This is a genomic window from Isosphaeraceae bacterium EP7 (assembly GCA_038400315.1).
Taxonomy (GTDB): Bacteria; Planctomycetota; Planctomycetia; order Isosphaerales; family Isosphaeraceae; genus EP7.
In genome coordinates this window covers 3,541,844-3,557,932 of record CP151667.1, presented here as the reverse complement: position 1 = coordinate 3,557,932, position 16,089 = coordinate 3,541,844, and the positions used below count along the sequence as shown (strand labels likewise).

Here is a 16,089-nt window from a genome sequence, read left to right as displayed (position 1 = left end):
ACCGGGTTGTATCGCCATCCCCTCGATCGATACCAAGCGTTCCCCCTCGAGCGGCCAGGATGGCCGCTACCGATACTCTAGGAGTCGACCGATGGCAGGAAGCCAGGCTCTCCGCCGGCGAGGCGGCCTGTTCGCGCTCGCCGTTGCTTTCCTGACGATTTCGGATTTTGCGCAGGCGCAAGATCCTTCAACGCCGGCCGCGACGCCGGCCCGGAGTTTTGCCGATCTCGTCGAGCCCGTGGACCCGACGGTGGCGGTTCCCGCGCCGACGACCGTCACCGGGCCTGCGCTCGGCCAAAGCTTCGGCGTCATCCCGAGCACGACGCGGATCGAGACGGGGTTCTTCGACACGATCGGCGAATCGCTCTTCGGCAAGCCCGATCCGAACACCTGGCGGCCGCTGCCGCTCTCGACCTTCTTCAGCGAGGGTTGGAACGAAGCCTGGGTGCCGTCACCCAACGGGGACGGTGGCGCGGCCCGTCAAGGCTGGATCAACGCCATGGACGGCAGCCTGTACCGGCTGTCGTTCTTCACGTTCGGCCAGGCGTTCAACAGCGATCCGAAGGGCAATGCTTACATCGGTTCCTACACGATGATGGCGCCGCTGAGCCGTCGACTCGAGCTGATCGTGAACGTCCCGTTCGTGGTCCGGAACAATGCCGCCAGCGGCTTGCCGATCCTGAACCCAACCGGCACGACTCAGCCGACGACGAGCCACTCGGGATTCGGCGACATGTCGTTCACGCCCCGCTTCTTGCTTCACGACACGAAGAACTTCTCAGTAACAAGTGAACTCGCGATTGTGACCCCAACCGGCAATCAACCCCTCGCCGGCAAGACGACCACCCTGGTCCCGGCCGTCGGCTTCTGGAATAACCCCGGGGGCGGCTGGGCGATCCGAGGCGGCCTCGGCCTCGGCATCCCGATGAACGGCACCGGGAGTAACCTGATCAGCCAGCTCGCCATCGGCAACACTCTCACGGATCACGACGTGCCGCTGTTCGGTGACTTTACCGTCTACGTGTCGGCCGTCGCGAACACGTCCCTCGTGGACGGCGGTCATACCGGCGTGACACTGACCCCCGGCATGCGTACCCACGTGGGACGCGACTGGTATTTCCTGGCCGGGCTACCGACCCCGGTGACCGAGCAGCGAATCGGCGACCTCGGCATGATCTTCTGGTTCATGAAGGCGTGGTGAGTCGGGGCGAGATCTGGCGCAATCCGCCGAGCCCCGGGGGGCAACTCCCGTCCCCCGGGGACCTTGATGCGGGACGCGAGCCCCGGGGAAGGCGACCACCAGCATCATGCGTGATATCACAAATATTAACACTTGATGGAAATGCGTAGACATTGCGGATGGCGCAGCTTAGGCTGACGCTCGCGGCACTTATGCGAAGTCGCGTCGCGCGGGGAGAGTGTGGACTCTGCGCGAGCGCACGCGGTCCCGCGGGGGTTGCAATCATGACGCGCAACGTGAAGGGAAGTTTGCTGATCGCCTCGATGCTGGTCGTCTCCTGGACGACGTCCTCGGAGGCGTGCCACCGACGCCGGGCGGCCTGCGCCCCCGCGTCGGGCGGCTACGCGGGGTCGGGCTACGCGGGCCAGACCGTCTCCTACGGCGGGACGGCCGGCTACCCCACGACGAACGGGGGCTACTACGGCGGGACGGCCGGCTATCCCGGCTATGGCGGCGGGTACGATTTCGGTCGGCCCGGCTACAACCCGGGCGGCCTCGGCGGGCCGGCGTCCGGTATCGGAGTACGCCCAGGCCTGGGCGCCGGCGGCTTCGGCCCCGGGCGCTGACCGTCCGCAGGTTGTGCGAGCACCCTACTGAGGCGCGCACGGAAGGTGAGGACCTTCGCACGTCGACCGATGCGGCCGGGTGTCACTCCAGTGGCGTCCCGGCTGCGTTGTTTTAGCCGGAATTGGAGAAACCCCTCGCCCAGGTTCGAGGACTGTTCGGCAAGAGTCTCTCCCACTCCGAGAAATCAAGGAGCCCGCGTCGATCGATCAGGCGAAGGCCCCGAAGGCGACCGAGTGCCTGGCCGGGGACCGGGCGGCATTGCTGGGTTTCGACGAGGCGGCGGGGCAATGGCGTCTCATCCGGACGACCAACCCGATCAAGTCGACCTTCGCCACGGTGCGGCTGAGGACGGTGAAGACCAAGGGGAGCGGCGGCCGCACGGCCCGCCCGACGAGGATCTTACAGACCCCATCGCGTCATCGGGGCACGTTCCATCGCCGGCCCGAGGTTCGAATGAGAAGGACCGGCCTCCCGCGGATTGCCTGGCGGGCGGCCGGTCTTCCGGCATTCTGGTCGTTCATCTGAATCCTTCCGTGGTCGCGTCCTCCCGCTCGATCGCGATCACTTCTGGCTGCGGCGGCGGAGGCCGCATCCGACCAGGGCGAGGCCGCCCATCGCGGTCATCACGAGGCTGGCCGGCTCGGGCACGGCCACGCTGTGGTTGTCAGACTCCAGGCCCGACGAGTTGAAGTTGCTGAAGACGATCCGGTCGAACGTCTGGCCGGCGGTGCCAAACACGTTCACATACGCATAAGGTTCGCCCGTGTTCACCCCGGGAAGGTTCGGGCTGCCGTAGTACCCCGAGGTCAGCAGCGAGGCCAGCGAGGTGCGGTCGATTGTCGTCAACAGGGTCACGCCGTCGTAGACCTTGACGCTGTTCGTCGCGTCGATCGCGGCGAAGTAGAAGCCGAAGTACGACTCGGCCTTGGCCAGGTTCAGGGTGACCTCCTGGGCCCTGCCGGAGGCGATGCCGATGGTCATGTAATTCGTCTGGTTGGCCCCGCCGTAGGTGTCGGGCAGCACGATCGAGGCGCCGCCGGAGGTGGGGGTGTAAGTGCCGATCGCCGAGACGATCGACGAGTACTGGCCGGGGGGAAGGTCCTGGCGGTCGAACGTCTCGGTGATGACGGGCCCCTGCGTGGACGACTGCACTCCGGCCGCCTCGAGGCTGACGACGACGCCGGCCATCGACGGCGCGGACGACGCCAGCAGGAGGGCGGGGGCGGCCAGGGCGGCCAGGCCGATCGGGCGGAGGAAGGTCTTCAGCATCGTCTCGATCTCCGTCTGTAGTGCTCCTCGACACGCGACCGGCCCACTTCGCCGGCCTCCACGACCGGCCCGGGGTGCATCCCTCGAGGCCGGTCATCCGTGCGAGACAACCTTCATTCGGGACCGAGATCGCCGCGTGACCATGCGTGCAAGGAAGCATCAAGGCGTTGACTTCACGCAGCCTCCACGTCGCGTCGCGTCAACGCCCTCACCGAGCAAGACGTCTCGATTCATGAATCGTTAATTCCAATGACATTGATGGACATGACATTCGCCCTCCGCACCTCGGCGCGGGACGGGCGGGCGCCGGGACCTTGCCGCGCCCGGGGCGTGCCGAGGTGCGGCGGGCCCGCTCCCGCGCGACGTGGGCCCTTTTTTCCGAAAATGTTCTCGCGTGCGCTAGACGACCTGTGTACATTAGCGACAAAGGGCCAGTTAGTGATCGTACGTCGCGTGGTTTGCCGGTTCGCCGAAAACCGCGCGGCGGCGGTCGGAGCAGGGACAGTCGACCCTTCGGCATCCGCTGCGTTGGCCCGGCCCCTTGACACCGTTGGGACCCCGATCATGGCCGACACCGATTCGCTGACGCCCCGCCAGCGCGAGATCTACGAATTCATCCGCGGCAAGATCCAGGGGCGGGGCTACGGGCCGACCGTGCGCGAGATCGGCACCGAGTTCAGCATCAAGAGCCCCAACGGCGTCATGTGCCACCTGAAGGCCCTGCAGAAGAAGGGCCTGATCCACCGCGAGCCCAACATGTCGAGGGCCATCCAGCTCCTCGACGACCCCGCCTCGCTCCCCCCCCGCCCCTCGGGCATCCCCATGCTCGGCCGGATCGCCGCGGGCCAGCCCATCGAGGCCATCGAGCAGATTGAGGAAGAGCTCGAGTTCAGCGAGTGGGAGAGCGCCAAGGAAACCTTCGCCCTCCGCGTCTCCGGCGAGTCGATGATCGAGGAGCACATCGCCGACGGCGACTTCGTCGTCATCAAGAAGCAGGAAGACGCCCGCGACGGCCAGATCGTCGCCGTGCGCGACGAGGACGGCGAGGCGACCCTCAAGCGCTTCTTCCGCGAGAAGAACCGCGTCCGCCTGGAGCCCGCCAACAAGACGATGAAGCCCATCTACCGCGACCGGGTGAATATCCTGGGCGTCCTCGTCGGCGTCGTCCGCAAGTATTGAGCCCCGGGCCGATCGCGGATACCCTCTCCGAAGGCCGGCCCGGGCCCGGTCCGTCTCCCGGGCCGGGCCCCCCGCTTCTGAGCCCCGCGAGCGACGCCCCCCATGCCCGAAGCCGTCCTTGAAGCCGCCCCCGACCCCGGCGCGCCGGCCGACCTCGTCCGGCTCTACACCGACGGCGCCTGCAGCGGCAACCCCGGGCCGGGCGGCTGGGCCTACATCCTCGCCCACCCGGCCAGCGGCCAGGTCCGCGACGCCTCGGGCGCCGAGGACCTGACGACCAACAACCGGATGGAACTGATGGGCGTCATCCAGGGCCTGGCCACCCTGAAGCGCCCCTGCAAGGTCGAGGTCGTCACCGACAGCCAGTACGTCGCCAAGGGGATGACCGAGTGGATGAAGGGCTGGAAGGCCCGAGGCTGGATGCGCAAGGAGGGCAACGCCCTCAAGCCCGTCAAGAACGAGGACCTCTGGCGCCAGCTCGATGACCTGCTCGCCATCCACAAGGTGAAGGTCACCACCGTCCTGGGCCACACCGGCCACGCCGAGAACGAGGCCTGCGACCGCATGGCCGTCGCCGCCTACAAGGCCCTCGTCGCCGACCGCAAGGCCGGCGGATGACGCAGTTCACGGCAGGGAATCGCCCCCCCATGAATCTGGCCCTTCTCTTGGTGATGTCTTCAGGCATCGCCGCCTTCACAGTCGGCGCGATGAAGCTGGTCATCGATCCCCTCGGCGCCCCCCTCGGCAGTGCGCTGGTCTGTGGAGCCGCGGCGTTCCCAGGGGGCCTCTGCCTCGCCTTCGCTTCGGGGCGCCGAGACCGCGGCCTCCTCTTCCCGGCCACCTTCGCTGCCTCCCTGGCTGCCTCTCCCGTCGGATCGTCGAGACCCGACTTCGCGAGCATCGTCATCGCTGTGCTCACGTCCTCCATCGCTGGCCTAGTCATGCGATGGGCTGCGCCTCGCGAAGCCAACGAAGATCGCCGAGACGGCCCCTGAACGCCTCGACTCTGCCTGCTCGCCACCGGCCTGATCGCCGCCATGGGCTGCCGCAGACGGTCGGCCGCGTCCCGGGTCGGGGTCGGATTGGTGGCCAGAGGTTGAGTCGTCGGGCGGTAGCCGTGGGCCGGGTCAACGACCGCCCCGGCGTCCATGCCCGAACGCTCGTCAGGCCTCGCCTCGATGGCGCATGCCGGGCAACATGACTCGGCGACGAACCTCGGCTCGTCGCCGAAATCGGCAAGTCATGGGACGGCGGCCACACTGGACCCGGCGTCGTCCCCTCCGTGCCACCCGGATTTGCTCAGCGCCTCAGCAGCGGCACCTTGTCGATCGCCTGGCTGATGACCCCCAGCTTGGAATTGGTCTGGTCGAACTTCTCGTTCGTCTTGCCCAGGCTCACGTTCGTCTCGCCCAGCCCGGCGATGGTCTGGTTGAACTTGCCGTTGGTCTCTTCCAGCTTGCCGTTCGTCTGGGTCAGGCTGACGTTCGTCGTGTCCAGCTTGCCGTTCGTCCGGGCGATGTTCGCATTCGTCTCATCCAGCCGCTTGTTCGCCGCGATGAGCTGCGTATTCGCCTCGACCAGCTTCCCCTGCATGTCCGTCAGCTGCTGGTTGGCCGTCCCCAGCTGCGCATTGGCCGTCATGAGCTGGGTGTTGGCCGTCCCAAGCTGAGCGATGGCCGTGTCGGCACGCTCGATCATGGAGCAACCCGGTCCGGCGAGCAAAACGACGGCGGCGAGAATTCGGCGGTTCATCACGATCCTCCATGATCGATGCGAAGGGCGGGTGGAACCCTTCTCGATATCGGCATCTCCCGTGCCGCTTTCGATCGGGGAACCAACGCCCGCCACCACGCCCACTCCGGAAGCGACCGTTGCAACGATCGTCGGGGCTGGCCCAGCTCGAAGGCTAGACGGGGATTACTCCCGTGAAAACCATCGCCACCGTCATCAGCGAGGAAACGACGGCCAGGATCCCGGTCACCAGGCCAACGGTTGCCCACTCCCCACCGCGTCGAAAACAGGCCGCCAGCGTGATCGCCACGGTGCCGCCGCACAGCATCGCACCGAGCGACCCAAAGCATCCGAGGTAGAACAGGACCATCGATCCCGTCATCAACGCCAACACATAGCCCAGCACGGTCCCCAGCGCACCGCCAACCAGCGAGATCAGCCCGACGATCCCGCTCGCCTTCGCCGGGCGAGCAAGGCCCGTCGCCGGCGCCCGCCGATCCACTCCCAGGTCCGCCGGCATGCTCACCCGACGCGGCGGAACGACCATCTCTCGACCCTCAGGCTCGGGAATATAAGCCTCGGGCGGATCCAGCCGGGCCAAGATCGACATCAAAGCCTCGCGGGTCACCCCCTCTGTCCCCAACCCGTCGAGCATCTCATCAATCTGACCCTCCACGTCCTGCACGATCGCCAGGCGGTCGCGCCTGGGCAGGTGGCCCATCAGCATCCGGTCGATGGTGTCGAGCCGGGCGTCCACCAGGGCTTGCAGCGCGTCGTCCAGTCGCATTGCCGTCACCGTCATTCGTGGGCCCCTCGCAGGAATGCCTCGATCGAACCGGCCACCGTCCGCCAGCGCCCGGCCATCTCGTCCAGCCTCGCCCGCCCTTCGTCCGTCAGGCGGTAATACTGCCTGGTCGGGCCGCTCGGCGATGGCGCCGTGCGGACCGCCAGGAACCCGTCACGCGCCAGCCTCGTCAGCACCGGGTACACCGTGCTCTCGGTGAATTCCAGGCCGGGGTGGCTGCGCAACGCCTCCACGATCCGATACCCGTACGTCTCGCCGCGGGCGATCGAGGCCAGCACCGCCAGCTCGACCACCCCCTTGCGCAGTTGCGTCTCCCAAGGAAGCATGCGTCCTCGCCCCCAGCCATCGCTACCACGCATAACAGGGTAGCGGGACCGAAGGCGCTGTCAAGCGAAAAACCGCGGCGCGCTCCGTGAGACGCGCCGCGGCCTTGCAAGAGATCGATCGAGGGGCCCGGGGGCTCAGGCCCGCTTCTCGTCCTGGGCTGAGGCGACGGCCTGCCAGTAATGGCGGATGTCGAGCACCTTGTCGGCGGCGTCGAGCACCACGATCTCCTGGTCCTGCTGCGGCACGGGTCCGCGTCTCAGCAGGGCCTCCAGCCGCCGGAAGGGGGCCTCACCCAGGCGGTCGAGGCATCGTTTCAGCTCGAAGGACTCGCCGGTCCCCCAGCAGATCGGGTGCGGGGTGAACCAGAGGTAATGCCCGTGCCCCTCCGCGGCGACCCTCGCCAGGCAGGCGATGCGCGTCCCGGGCTCGTGCGGCTCCGACGGCAGCGTGCTCGGCCTCAGCCTCCCCAGCGCGAACTCCTCGCCCTGGCGGCCGATGCCCAGGTCGGCCAGCGCCATCACCACCAGCGGTTTTGTGGAGACGACCACCCCGGGGATGAGCTGGCCGTCGGCGAATCGCCGCGCCGTGCTCAGCGCCGTCCGCGTCGCCACCACCCCGACCAGCGGGCCGAGCGCCGCCACCAGGGCCCCGCAGCCGCAGAGCAGCGCGGCAAACCCCTGGGCCTTGATCCCGCGAGCCGATTGCCAGAGCAGCATCCCGGCCCCGATCATCGCCAGGCCCAGCACCGGCAGCAAGGCGACGGCCATGACCCCCAGCCTCTGCCAGGGGTCGTGCCTCAGGCCCCTCCAGAACCGGGGCCGCACGCCGGGGGAGGGGGAGGCCGCCGAGCTGACCCGATAACGAAACGGCACCTGAAATTCTGCCGACATGACCCATCCCCGATCCAAAGGCGGGCGCCTCCCCGCCGCCACGCTTGCGATGCGAGCGTACCACCGGGTCGTCTCCCGATCGATAGCACATTTTAGACCGCCAGCAGCAAACAAGCACTCACAAGATGTCTAAATACATCACAGACATCGATGCCATCTCATTCTGGGCTCGCCCCCGCGGGGAAATTTCCCAATACTTGGCGAGATTTCCCATTTAGGCAGAACTAATTCGCGTCCAAAAAGGATTATCTCCATGAGAGGCCCCGCTCGCGCGACGTCGCGTGAGCAAGGCTAGCTCGCCGATGCCGGCGAGGCGCACTTGATGCACACCACGATCTGGGAAAGCGACGACGCCCCCATGACCAAGCTCATCGTCAGCACCGCGCGGCTCGAGGCCAATCGACGTAACGCCATGCGCAGCACCGGCCCGAAGACCGAGGAGGGCAAGGCGAAGTCGCGCCGGAATAGCCTGGTCCACGGCCTGGCCGCCACCACCCTGCATCCCATGCAGGACGCCGAGGCCTTCGCCCGCCGCGCCGAGCAGTTCCAATCATCGCTGCGGCCGATGAATGCGTTCGAGGTGAACCTGGTCGAGACCGTCGCCGCCGAAACCGTCCGGATCGAGCGCTGCCGCAACGAGGAGCACCTCGCCCGCGACTTTAAAGCCCGCCGGGCCGGCCACTGCTGGGCCGACGAGCGCCGGGCCGAGACCGCCAATTTCGCCCGCGCCCTGCCCAGGAAGCCCGACGTCATCGCCCCGCGCCTGGCTTCCACCGCCCCCGGCTGCGACTGGCTGCTCGCCCGCTGGGACGCCCTGGGCCTGGCCCTCGACCACGCCGGGGGATGGACCGACGACCAGAATAAGCTCGCCCTCGACCTCCTCGGGATCCCGCTGGACCTCAGGGACGACCACCTCATCACCCCGCTCGACCCAGCCGCCGGCGTCCTGCTGCTCGACCACCTGCGCGAGCTGGTCGCCGACAAGATCGACGACTTGCAGGCACGCAAGCACGAGACCCTCGACGCCATCGAGGATGAGCAGAAGGAAGCCACCACGCTGGGGCTCTCGGCCGTCGACGACCCCACCCTGATCCTGCTCCGGCGCTACGAGACCGCCAGCTTCCGCCGCCTGCGCTGGGCCATCGCCCTGCTCCACCAGGGCCGCCACAAGCCTCTGCCCCCGCTCGACGAGATGACCCACTCCTACCAGGAACGCCCCAGGGACCACACCTTCGTCCGCGGCCCCGCACGCGAGTTCGAAGGCGACCCTACCCCCGAAGGCCCCGACTCGGGCGGTTCGAGCCCCGCGGCAGAACGAACCCAACCGGGGCCCGACAGCTCGCCCGCCTCGCAGCAAGCGCCCCCCCTCGAACCCGTCGCCCGCGACTATTTTGGCCTGACCGCTCGCCTCGCAGGCCAGATCCAGACCATCGTCCCGGCCCGAGCCCCCCGCCAAGGCCGCCAGGACCAGGACCGCCCCGTCACCCCCCGGGCCCGCGCCCGCCGCAGCCGCCGGGCCGCCGCCATCCGCGAGCTGACCCTCGCCGCCCGCTGATCCGCCCGACCATCCGCCGTTCTTTGGCAATTCGGAGCAAGCCACGCCCGCCCCTTGAACCGGCGGGCACCGGGGAACGTGCGCCCCGGACCTGGCGACACCCTCGGAATCCCCTCGCTTACCTTCAGGAAATAACCCGCGCGATCCCGAAGGCCGCCGCCGCCGCGATCCCGCCGATGAACGCCGTTTGCAGCGCGCTCCTCAACGGTTTCGCCCCGGTGAACCGCCCCTTGACGTAGCCGAAGATCAGCAGCGCGACGAGCGTGATGGCCACCGACGCATTCAGGGCCGAGTCGGGCGACCCCGTTGCCATGTAAGGGGCCAGCGGGATCAGGCCGCCGGCGATGTAGGCGACTGCGATCGTCAGGGCGCTGGTCACGGCCCGCTTCGGGTCGGGCGGCTCCAGCCCCAGCTCGAACTTCATCATGAAGTCGACCCAGGCCTCGGGCCGTTTGCTCAGGGCGAGCACGATCGGCTCAGCCTCCTCGGCGGTCAGCCCATAACCGCGGAACACGGCGGCCACCTCCGCCATCTCCACCTCGGGCACCTCGGCCACCTCCCTGGCCTCGCGTACCCGCTCGCTTGCATAATGCTCCGCTTCGCTGCGTGCCGCCAGATAACCCCCCAGCCCCATCGCGATCGACCCCGCGACGATCTCGGCCAGCCCCGCCGTCACGATGATCCGCGTCGACGCCACGCTCCCCGACAGCCCCGCCGCCAGCGCGAACGGGACCGTCAACCCATCAGACATGCCGATCACGACATCCCTGACCGCCGCGCCCGCCGTGAAGTGCCACTCATCGTGCGACGTCTGGTGCATCGATCCCATCCGGTTGAACAGGCCCGACCCGCCGCGACAAACCGCCGCCGAAGGCCACGAACCGCCCCCCGATCATCGGCCCCCGCCCCCCTCTTTGTCCAATAACGGGCCGAGCCCGACGAATGGCCCGCGACGTCCCGACCAACCAAACCCCCCGGAGGATTCATGCCGCAACCCCACTGCCCGAAGTGCTCCCAGCCGATGGACGATGGCTTCCTCATCGATCACAGCTACGGGCGGGACACGCAGGCCGAATGGATCGGAGGGACCCCGGAACCCTCAACCTGGTGGACGGGCGTCCTGAAACTCAAGGGCAAGGTCCGCCGCCCCGTCACCACCTTCTGCTGCCCCAAATGCGGCTTCCTGGAGTCCTACGCGAAGCTGGCGGCCGAATGAGATTCGATCCATCCGCTTCCACTGATCGTCGCGACGGGCGCAAACACCGAGCGAAGCCCGACCGCCTCGGAGGCTTCCCGATCGCGCCCTTCTCCCGGACGGAACGAACCCATCGCGGCATAGGGGACGGGGCCGAACCGAGCGTCAGGAGAACATCGGCGCGTAGTCGCGGGCGAATGTGTCGAAGTTTCGAGGCTCACGCCCCAGGGCGTCCCGGACCCCGGTCTCGACGGCCGCGGCCTCGCCCGCCCGGTACATCGCATATTCCTCGCTCAGCCCGCCCACCTGCCAGTCCGGCAGCCCGACGCCCATGAGTGCCTGACGCATCGCCTCGGGCTCCAGGTTCACGAACGCGATCTTCCGCCCCACGGCCGCCGAGAGCCGCTCGCCCATCTCGTCATGCGTCAGCGCCTCGGGCCCGGTCAGGTTGTAAGTCTTCCCCTCGTGCCCGGCCTCAGTCAGGGCCGCCACGGCCACATCCGCGACGTCGCGGACATCAATCATGCTCACCCGCGAGTCGCCCGCGGCCATGAAGAAGAGGCCCTGGGCAGCGATCATGGTCCGGAACTTCAGGAGCCCCTGCATGAACAGATTCGGCCGCAAGAACGTGAAGGCCAACCCCGACTCCCGGATGGCCGCCTCGACCGCCGCGTGATACCGCTGGAACCGCCCCGGGGAATCCAGCTCCGCCCCCAGCTGCGACAGCTTCACCAGATGCCCGACCCCGGCCCGCCCGGCCGAGACCGCGAACGCAACCTGCTGGGCCTCCGCCCGATCCGACGAACTGGTCAGGAGGAACGCCCGATCCGCGCCGGAGCAGGCCGCCTCCATCGTCTCCGGCCGATCAAAGTCCCCCTCAATCCACTCGACCCCCGGCAAATCGAGGTCGCACACCTTGCGGCGATCACGAGTCACGGCCCGAACCCGCTCCCCCTTCGCCGAGAGCCGCTTCAGGACCTCACCGCCCACGCTGCCCGTCGCACCGGTCACCAGGATCATCAATCAAGTCCTTGTTTCAGCCGTGGTTCCAACCAGCGGATGCGCATCATCAGGGGCAGTCGGGGTCTCGGCTCCGGGGATGCTGGTCATCGTTCGGCGCTAACCCGGACGGATCAGGTGATATGAGGGATGGTCGGTCGTCTAGATTTCTCCATCGCTGACCTTTCCGGGGTGGGCGCCCAACGAGGGGAAAATCAGCCACTGCAAGCAAACCATCACAGCCGTCGCCATGACAATCAGGTAGCCAACGAAGGAGTTGATTCCCTGGCCAGAGGCCCTCAAGATCATCGCCGAGCAGACGATCGAGGCGATAGACACAAACACATAATATACTTTTCTCATTATAGATTTAATCCAGCAACAAAGCAACATGCTTATAATGATAGCAGCCATGATCGGACTGGTCCAACCGCACCTTCGCCCCCTCATCGCCCGACTCCAAGCCGGTTCCGAGGATCGAACGCCGAGGCCGTGCGATGCGAAGGTCGCACGGCCTCGGGTGAGCGAATCAGAGCGCCTGGGCCACGGCCTCGCGGGCGCGGATCATCAGGGGGCTGTCGGGGGTCTCGGCGCCGGGGAGGTTGGCCATGGTGGCGGCGACGAGGGGGGCCTGCCAGCGGGGGTCGGCGGCGAGCCGGAATTCTTCCCAGGCGGCGGCCCCGTACTTGTAGTCGTGGCTGTCTCGGCCCTTGTGGAAAATCATCCGGCGGGCCGTGGCGAAGATCAGGTCGGGCGAGCCACCCGCGTTCAGGTAGGAAAGGGCCTTGGCGCTCGCCTGCTTGCGGTCGGCGTTGATGGCCGCGAAGATCTCGGGGACGGCGGCGTCGCCCTTGGCCTCGGTGGGCATCTCCGCCAGGTCGTCCACCCGCAGGGTCGGGGCGGGGTTGATCCGCTCGCGGTACATGGGGTTCCAGCCGACGGCTTGCAGCAAGGCCAGCTTGCGCGTGGTCTCGTCGCCGCTGGCCGCGTAGATGTAGTGCAACGCATTGGCCGATGTGACGGCGTGGATGGGGATGATGCCGGGCTTACGCATCAGGAGTTCGGCACCCGACAGGGCGACGGCGTCCCAGATCGAGCCGGGGGCGACGCCCTTGTTGAGCATCGCGGCGGCCTCGGCCGAGGCGGTTTCGGGGTCGGCCTGGCGGAGCACTTCCAGCAGGGCGCGGGTGGCCGCGGGGTCGGGCTTGCCGGCGATCCAGTCGGGCCGGATGGTGGCGGCGAGGTCCTTGTTGGGCTCGTAGGGCCCGACCACGCCCGGCTTGTCGCCGCCCAGGTCAAGCATGCCGTAGGCCAGGCAGCGCAGGACGGGCTCGGCGTGGCTCCAGCCGATCGCCTGCAAGGTCCGCCAACACTGCATGGCGAAGATGGCCTTGTGGCCGATATCCCGCTGGTCGCGCACGGCGTACCGCCAGAACGACTCCATGGTCTCGGCGGCACCGGCGGCCCGGCAGAGGCCTGCGCTTGCGGCGTCGGCCTTGGCCACGTCCCAGGCGTCCATGGCCTCGGCGAATTCGGCCTTCGCCCGGCCTGGGCCGGGAACCTTCGACTCGTCCACCTTGGAAAGGGTCCAGTCCCCCTCCTTGATGTCCTGGGCCTGCGAGTTCTTGAACGTGTCGAGCGCCCAGAGCAAGGGCAGGAGCCGGTCGTCCACGGGGGCTGTCTGGCCCAGCGTATGGGCCGAGTTGACCACGAGCACGGCGTGGAACTTGAACCCGACCGGCCTGGGCTGGACGTTGCGGATGCCCGCCAGGAACAGGCCGGCGAGCAGGTCGCGGTAGCTGAGCCCCGCCTTGAGGTGGCCGAGGGCGACCTCGAGGATTTTCTCGCGGGGCGTCTCCTCGATCCAGCGCACGACCGGCTCGATCTCGGGCCTGAGCCGGACGGCGTCGGGGCCCAGCTTCATGTCTTCGGCGCGGGCCGGCGTGACGCCCGCCAGCAGCCCCGCGGGGCCGATCCCCGCGCCAACGCCGAGGGCCGCGGTCGTCCGCAGGAACCGTCGACGCCTCTGGAACTTGCCGTCGTCCATGGTCGCATCTCCTCCGCACCCGGGAGAGGGGCCCGGCCTGGGTGGTCGAGCCCGCGCGGGCGGCGCCCCATTATCCCCGCGCCCGGGGCCACCGGCTACCTCCCGCCAGGCCGGACCAATCCGGGAGAATTCGAGTGTCACTTGACAGGGGGGAGCCGCGTACGAAACCTTGATGCTCCTCCGCGCCCCACGCTCGACGGGGCCAATCGGCGCCCGGCCGCATCCACGATGCAGGCCGCGGCCACCCAGGAACCTTGGCGACATCACGCCCATGAGCAGCGCCCCGACCACCACCGAGCCCAGCCAGAGCCCGCCCAGCCCGGCCCCCCGGACCGCCCCGACGCGGGCGATCTTTCCGCCGATCCGGCTCTGGGACCTGCCGCTCAGCCCGATCACGATGCACGAGACGCTGGCCGCGATCGAGCAGCTTGTCGAAGCGAGGGTGCCCTCGCACTTCATCACGGCCAACCTGAACTTCGCCATGCTGGCCCACAAGAAGCCCGAGGTGCGAAGGGTGGCAGGCGACGCGGCCTTCATCATGGCCGACGGCATGCCCCTCGTCTGGGCGGCCCGCCTGAAGAAGACCCCCCTGCCCGGCCGGGTGGCCGGCTCCGACCTGATCTTCCACCTCTCCGAGCTGGCCGCCGCCAAGGGCTACCGGATGTTCTTCCTGGGCGGAGAGCCCGGCGTGGCCGAGACCGCCGCGGTCAACCTGCGGGCCAAGTATCCCGGCCTCCAGATCGTCGACACCTACGCCCCGCCGTTCCGTACCCCCACCCCCGAGGAACGCGCCGCGCTGATCGCCCGGATCCGCGAGGCCAAGCCAGACCTGCTGCTGGTTGCCTTCGGCCAGCCCAAGGGAGAGCTCTGGATCGACGAGCACCTGCACGAGCTGCAAGTCCCGCTCTGCGCCCAGGTTGGGGCGACGTTCGACTTCGCCGCGGGCCGAGTCAGCCGGGCCCCTCGGGTCTTCCAGAAGACCGGCATGGAGTGGACCTACCGCCTCTGGCTAGAGCCCAGGCGCCTGACCAAACGCTACCTGGGCAACGGCCTCTTCTTCCTGAACATGATGGCACGCCACGCCGTCGGCCGGCCGCACCCCCGGCACAAGACTCCCCCGCATGCCTGACCTGGGAACTAAGGCGCATCCTCGCCCGGCAGGCCGATGTCCGCGGGCTGGTGGTGCGCCGTCCGATCCGAAGCGACCAGGTAGATCCCCAGGCCCACCAGGGCCCCGCCGGCCATCAACGCGGCGGTCAGGGGCTCGCCCCGCAGCAGGTGCCCGAGCGCCACGCCGAACAGCGGGGTCAGGAACGCCAGGGTCGCAAGCCGGCCCGCCGGATACCGCCGCAGCAGCAGCATCCAGAGCGTGAAGCAGAGCCCCGAAACCGCCAGCCCCTGGTAGACGACCGCCCAGACGGCCGTGCTGGAGAACGTGTAGCTGTCTCCCCGCTCGAACGCCAGGCTCGCCGCCGCCGACAGCGGGACCGCCAGCACGCTCTGCGAGAACAGCAAGGTCGTCGGCGGGATGACCGGGAACGTCAGCTTCTGGGCGATCGTCTGGACCCCGAAGACCAGGCCCGCCAGCAAGACCACCGCGTCGCCGGTCATGCCCCCGCCCCTCCTCAGCGGCTCCGACAGCAGGACCGCCACCCCGGCCACCGCCGACGCCAGGCCGAAGATCCCGCGAACGCCCAGCCGCTCGCCCAGCACGGCCCAGGCCAGCGGCGCCACGACGAGCGGGTGAATATTGATGTAAACCGACGACCGGCCCGCCTCGCCGTGCCCCGTCCCCCAGTTGAACGCCCCGATCTGGAGGCTCGCCAGGATCGAGTGCAACATCAGCAGCGGCAAGTACTTGCGAGCCGGCCAGAGCGGCTCTTTCGCCCAGACGCAGAACAGGCCGATGATCGGCACCCCGAGCGCGAACCGCATGGCGCTAGAGGCAATCGGCGGGATGTCGGGGATGGCAAACCGGGCGGCGACCGCGTTCCCCCCCCACAAAGCACAGCAGAAGACCGCGACGGCCACGCCCAGGGCGTCCAGCCGATCGGTCGGTCGAGTCTCGGGCATCGTGGGCAAGCTCGGGGTCTGGAGGCCTGCTTCGGCCGGGCCGCGAGGTCGGCCGGCGACCTCTGCGGCGAAGGGGGGGATTGTGGCCGCCGGCGCCGGATCGGTCAAGCCGGACGGCTGCGTCGAGTTGTCCGGCAACCCATCCAAGGCCCCGTGAGAATTGCCCGTTCCCAAGGCCGGCAAATCCGTTATGATCACGACCCATGGTTCCA

General features: G+C 68.4%; 16 protein-coding genes and 1 pseudogene. 8 read left to right on the top strand and 9 right to left on the bottom strand.

Going from position 1 to position 16,089, the window contains the following annotated elements; translation table 11 throughout:
• Positions 1-91: 91 nt before the first annotated feature.
• From EP7_RS13745 to EP7_RS13735, 3 genes and pseudogenes are all read left to right on the top strand, one after another.
• On the top strand, positions 92-1,201 hold the full coding sequence (locus EP7_RS13745; protein ID WP_463521580.1) for a hypothetical protein: 1,110 nt from the start codon (positions 92-94) through the stop codon (positions 1,199-1,201).
• A 263-nt stretch (positions 1,202-1,464) separates the two neighbouring features.
• Positions 1,465-1,806 carry a hypothetical protein gene (locus tag EP7_RS13740; protein ID WP_463521578.1) on the top strand — a complete coding sequence of 114 codons (342 nt, stop codon included), beginning with the start codon at positions 1,465-1,467 and terminating at the stop codon, positions 1,804-1,806.
• Between the two features lie 211 nt (positions 1,807-2,017).
• Positions 2,018-2,185, top strand: a pseudogene (locus tag EP7_RS13735) (IS256 family transposase); the annotation flags it as partial.
• A 183-nt stretch (positions 2,186-2,368) separates the two neighbouring features.
• Here the strand turns inward: EP7_RS13735 and EP7_RS13730 are convergent.
• Positions 2,369-3,076 (bottom strand): Npun_F0296 family exosortase-dependent surface protein, encoded by a 708-nt coding sequence (locus tag EP7_RS13730; RefSeq protein WP_463521576.1) that lies wholly within the window; start codon positions 3,074-3,076, stop codon positions 2,369-2,371.
• A 564-nt stretch (positions 3,077-3,640) separates the two neighbouring features.
• Here EP7_RS13730 and lexA point away from each other — a divergent pair.
• Both lexA and rnhA read left to right on the top strand, forming a co-directional pair.
• Positions 3,641-4,255 (top strand): transcriptional repressor LexA, encoded by a 615-nt coding sequence (gene lexA, locus EP7_RS13725; protein WP_463521574.1) that lies wholly within the window; start codon positions 3,641-3,643, stop codon positions 4,253-4,255.
• A 102-nt stretch (positions 4,256-4,357) separates the two neighbouring features.
• Positions 4,358-4,873 carry a ribonuclease HI gene (gene rnhA / locus EP7_RS13720; protein ID WP_463521572.1) on the top strand — a complete coding sequence of 172 codons (516 nt, stop codon included), beginning with the start codon at positions 4,358-4,360 and terminating at the stop codon, positions 4,871-4,873.
• Positions 4,874-5,554: 681 nt separating this feature from the next.
• On the opposite strand, the gene EP7_RS13715 is transcribed toward rnhA, so the two are convergent.
• The 4 genes from EP7_RS13715 to EP7_RS13700 form a co-directional block, all read right to left on the bottom strand.
• Positions 5,555-6,007 carry a hypothetical protein gene (locus EP7_RS13715; protein WP_463521570.1) on the bottom strand — a complete coding sequence of 151 codons (453 nt, stop codon included), beginning with the start codon at positions 6,005-6,007 and terminating at the stop codon, positions 5,555-5,557.
• Positions 6,008-6,161: 154 nt separating this feature from the next.
• On the bottom strand, positions 6,162-6,788 hold the full coding sequence (locus EP7_RS13710) for a hypothetical protein (RefSeq protein WP_463521568.1): 627 nt from the start codon (positions 6,786-6,788) through the stop codon (positions 6,162-6,164).
• Positions 6,785-7,117 (bottom strand): PadR family transcriptional regulator, encoded by a 333-nt coding sequence (locus EP7_RS13705; protein WP_463521566.1) that lies wholly within the window; start codon positions 7,115-7,117, stop codon positions 6,785-6,787. The genes EP7_RS13710 and EP7_RS13705 overlap by 4 nt, the downstream gene beginning before the upstream one ends.
• A 135-nt stretch (positions 7,118-7,252) precedes the next feature.
• The gene (locus EP7_RS13700) at positions 7,253-8,008 is read right to left on the bottom strand and encodes a DUF3239 domain-containing protein (RefSeq protein WP_463521564.1); all 756 of its coding nucleotides are present in this window, start codon (positions 8,006-8,008) and stop codon (positions 7,253-7,255) included.
• 322 nt (positions 8,009-8,330) lie between these two features.
• Here EP7_RS13700 and EP7_RS13695 point away from each other — a divergent pair, with 322 nt between their 5' ends.
• Positions 8,331-9,563 (top strand): hypothetical protein, encoded by a 1,233-nt coding sequence (locus EP7_RS13695; RefSeq protein ID WP_463521562.1) that lies wholly within the window; start codon positions 8,331-8,333, stop codon positions 9,561-9,563.
• A 124-nt stretch (positions 9,564-9,687) separates the two neighbouring features.
• Here EP7_RS13695 and EP7_RS13690 read toward each other — a convergent pair whose 3' ends face one another.
• Entirely contained in the window at positions 9,688-10,383 is a 696-nt protein-coding gene (locus tag EP7_RS13690) for a VIT1/CCC1 transporter family protein (protein ID WP_463521560.1), read from the bottom strand.
• Positions 10,384-10,548: 165 nt separating this feature from the next.
• On the opposite strand from EP7_RS13690, the gene EP7_RS13685 reads away from it, so the two are divergent.
• Positions 10,549-10,779, top strand: coding sequence for a PF20097 family protein (locus EP7_RS13685; RefSeq protein ID WP_463521558.1), 231 nt, complete (start codon positions 10,549-10,551; stop codon positions 10,777-10,779).
• A 144-nt stretch (positions 10,780-10,923) separates the two neighbouring features.
• Here the strand turns inward: EP7_RS13685 and EP7_RS13680 are convergent, their stop codons facing one another.
• Both EP7_RS13680 and EP7_RS13675 read right to left on the bottom strand, forming a co-directional pair.
• Positions 10,924-11,778 (bottom strand): SDR family oxidoreductase, encoded by an 855-nt coding sequence (locus EP7_RS13680; RefSeq protein WP_463521556.1) that lies wholly within the window; start codon positions 11,776-11,778, stop codon positions 10,924-10,926.
• A gap of 508 nt (positions 11,779-12,286) precedes the next feature.
• Complete coding sequence (locus EP7_RS13675; protein ID WP_463521554.1) at positions 12,287-13,804, bottom strand: hypothetical protein; 1,518 nt, start codon at positions 13,802-13,804, stop codon at positions 12,287-12,289.
• A 271-nt stretch (positions 13,805-14,075) separates the two neighbouring features.
• Here EP7_RS13675 and EP7_RS13670 point away from each other — a divergent pair, with 271 nt between their 5' ends.
• Positions 14,076-14,933, top strand: a complete 858-nt coding sequence (locus EP7_RS13670; RefSeq protein WP_463521552.1) for a WecB/TagA/CpsF family glycosyltransferase — start codon at positions 14,076-14,078, stop codon at positions 14,931-14,933.
• 8 nt (positions 14,934-14,941) lie between these two features.
• On the opposite strand, the gene EP7_RS13665 is transcribed toward EP7_RS13670, so the two are convergent.
• A complete protein-coding gene (locus EP7_RS13665; protein WP_463521550.1) occupies positions 14,942-15,877 on the bottom strand; it encodes a DMT family transporter in 936 nt (311 codons plus the stop codon).
• Positions 15,878-16,089 lie beyond the last annotated feature (212 nt).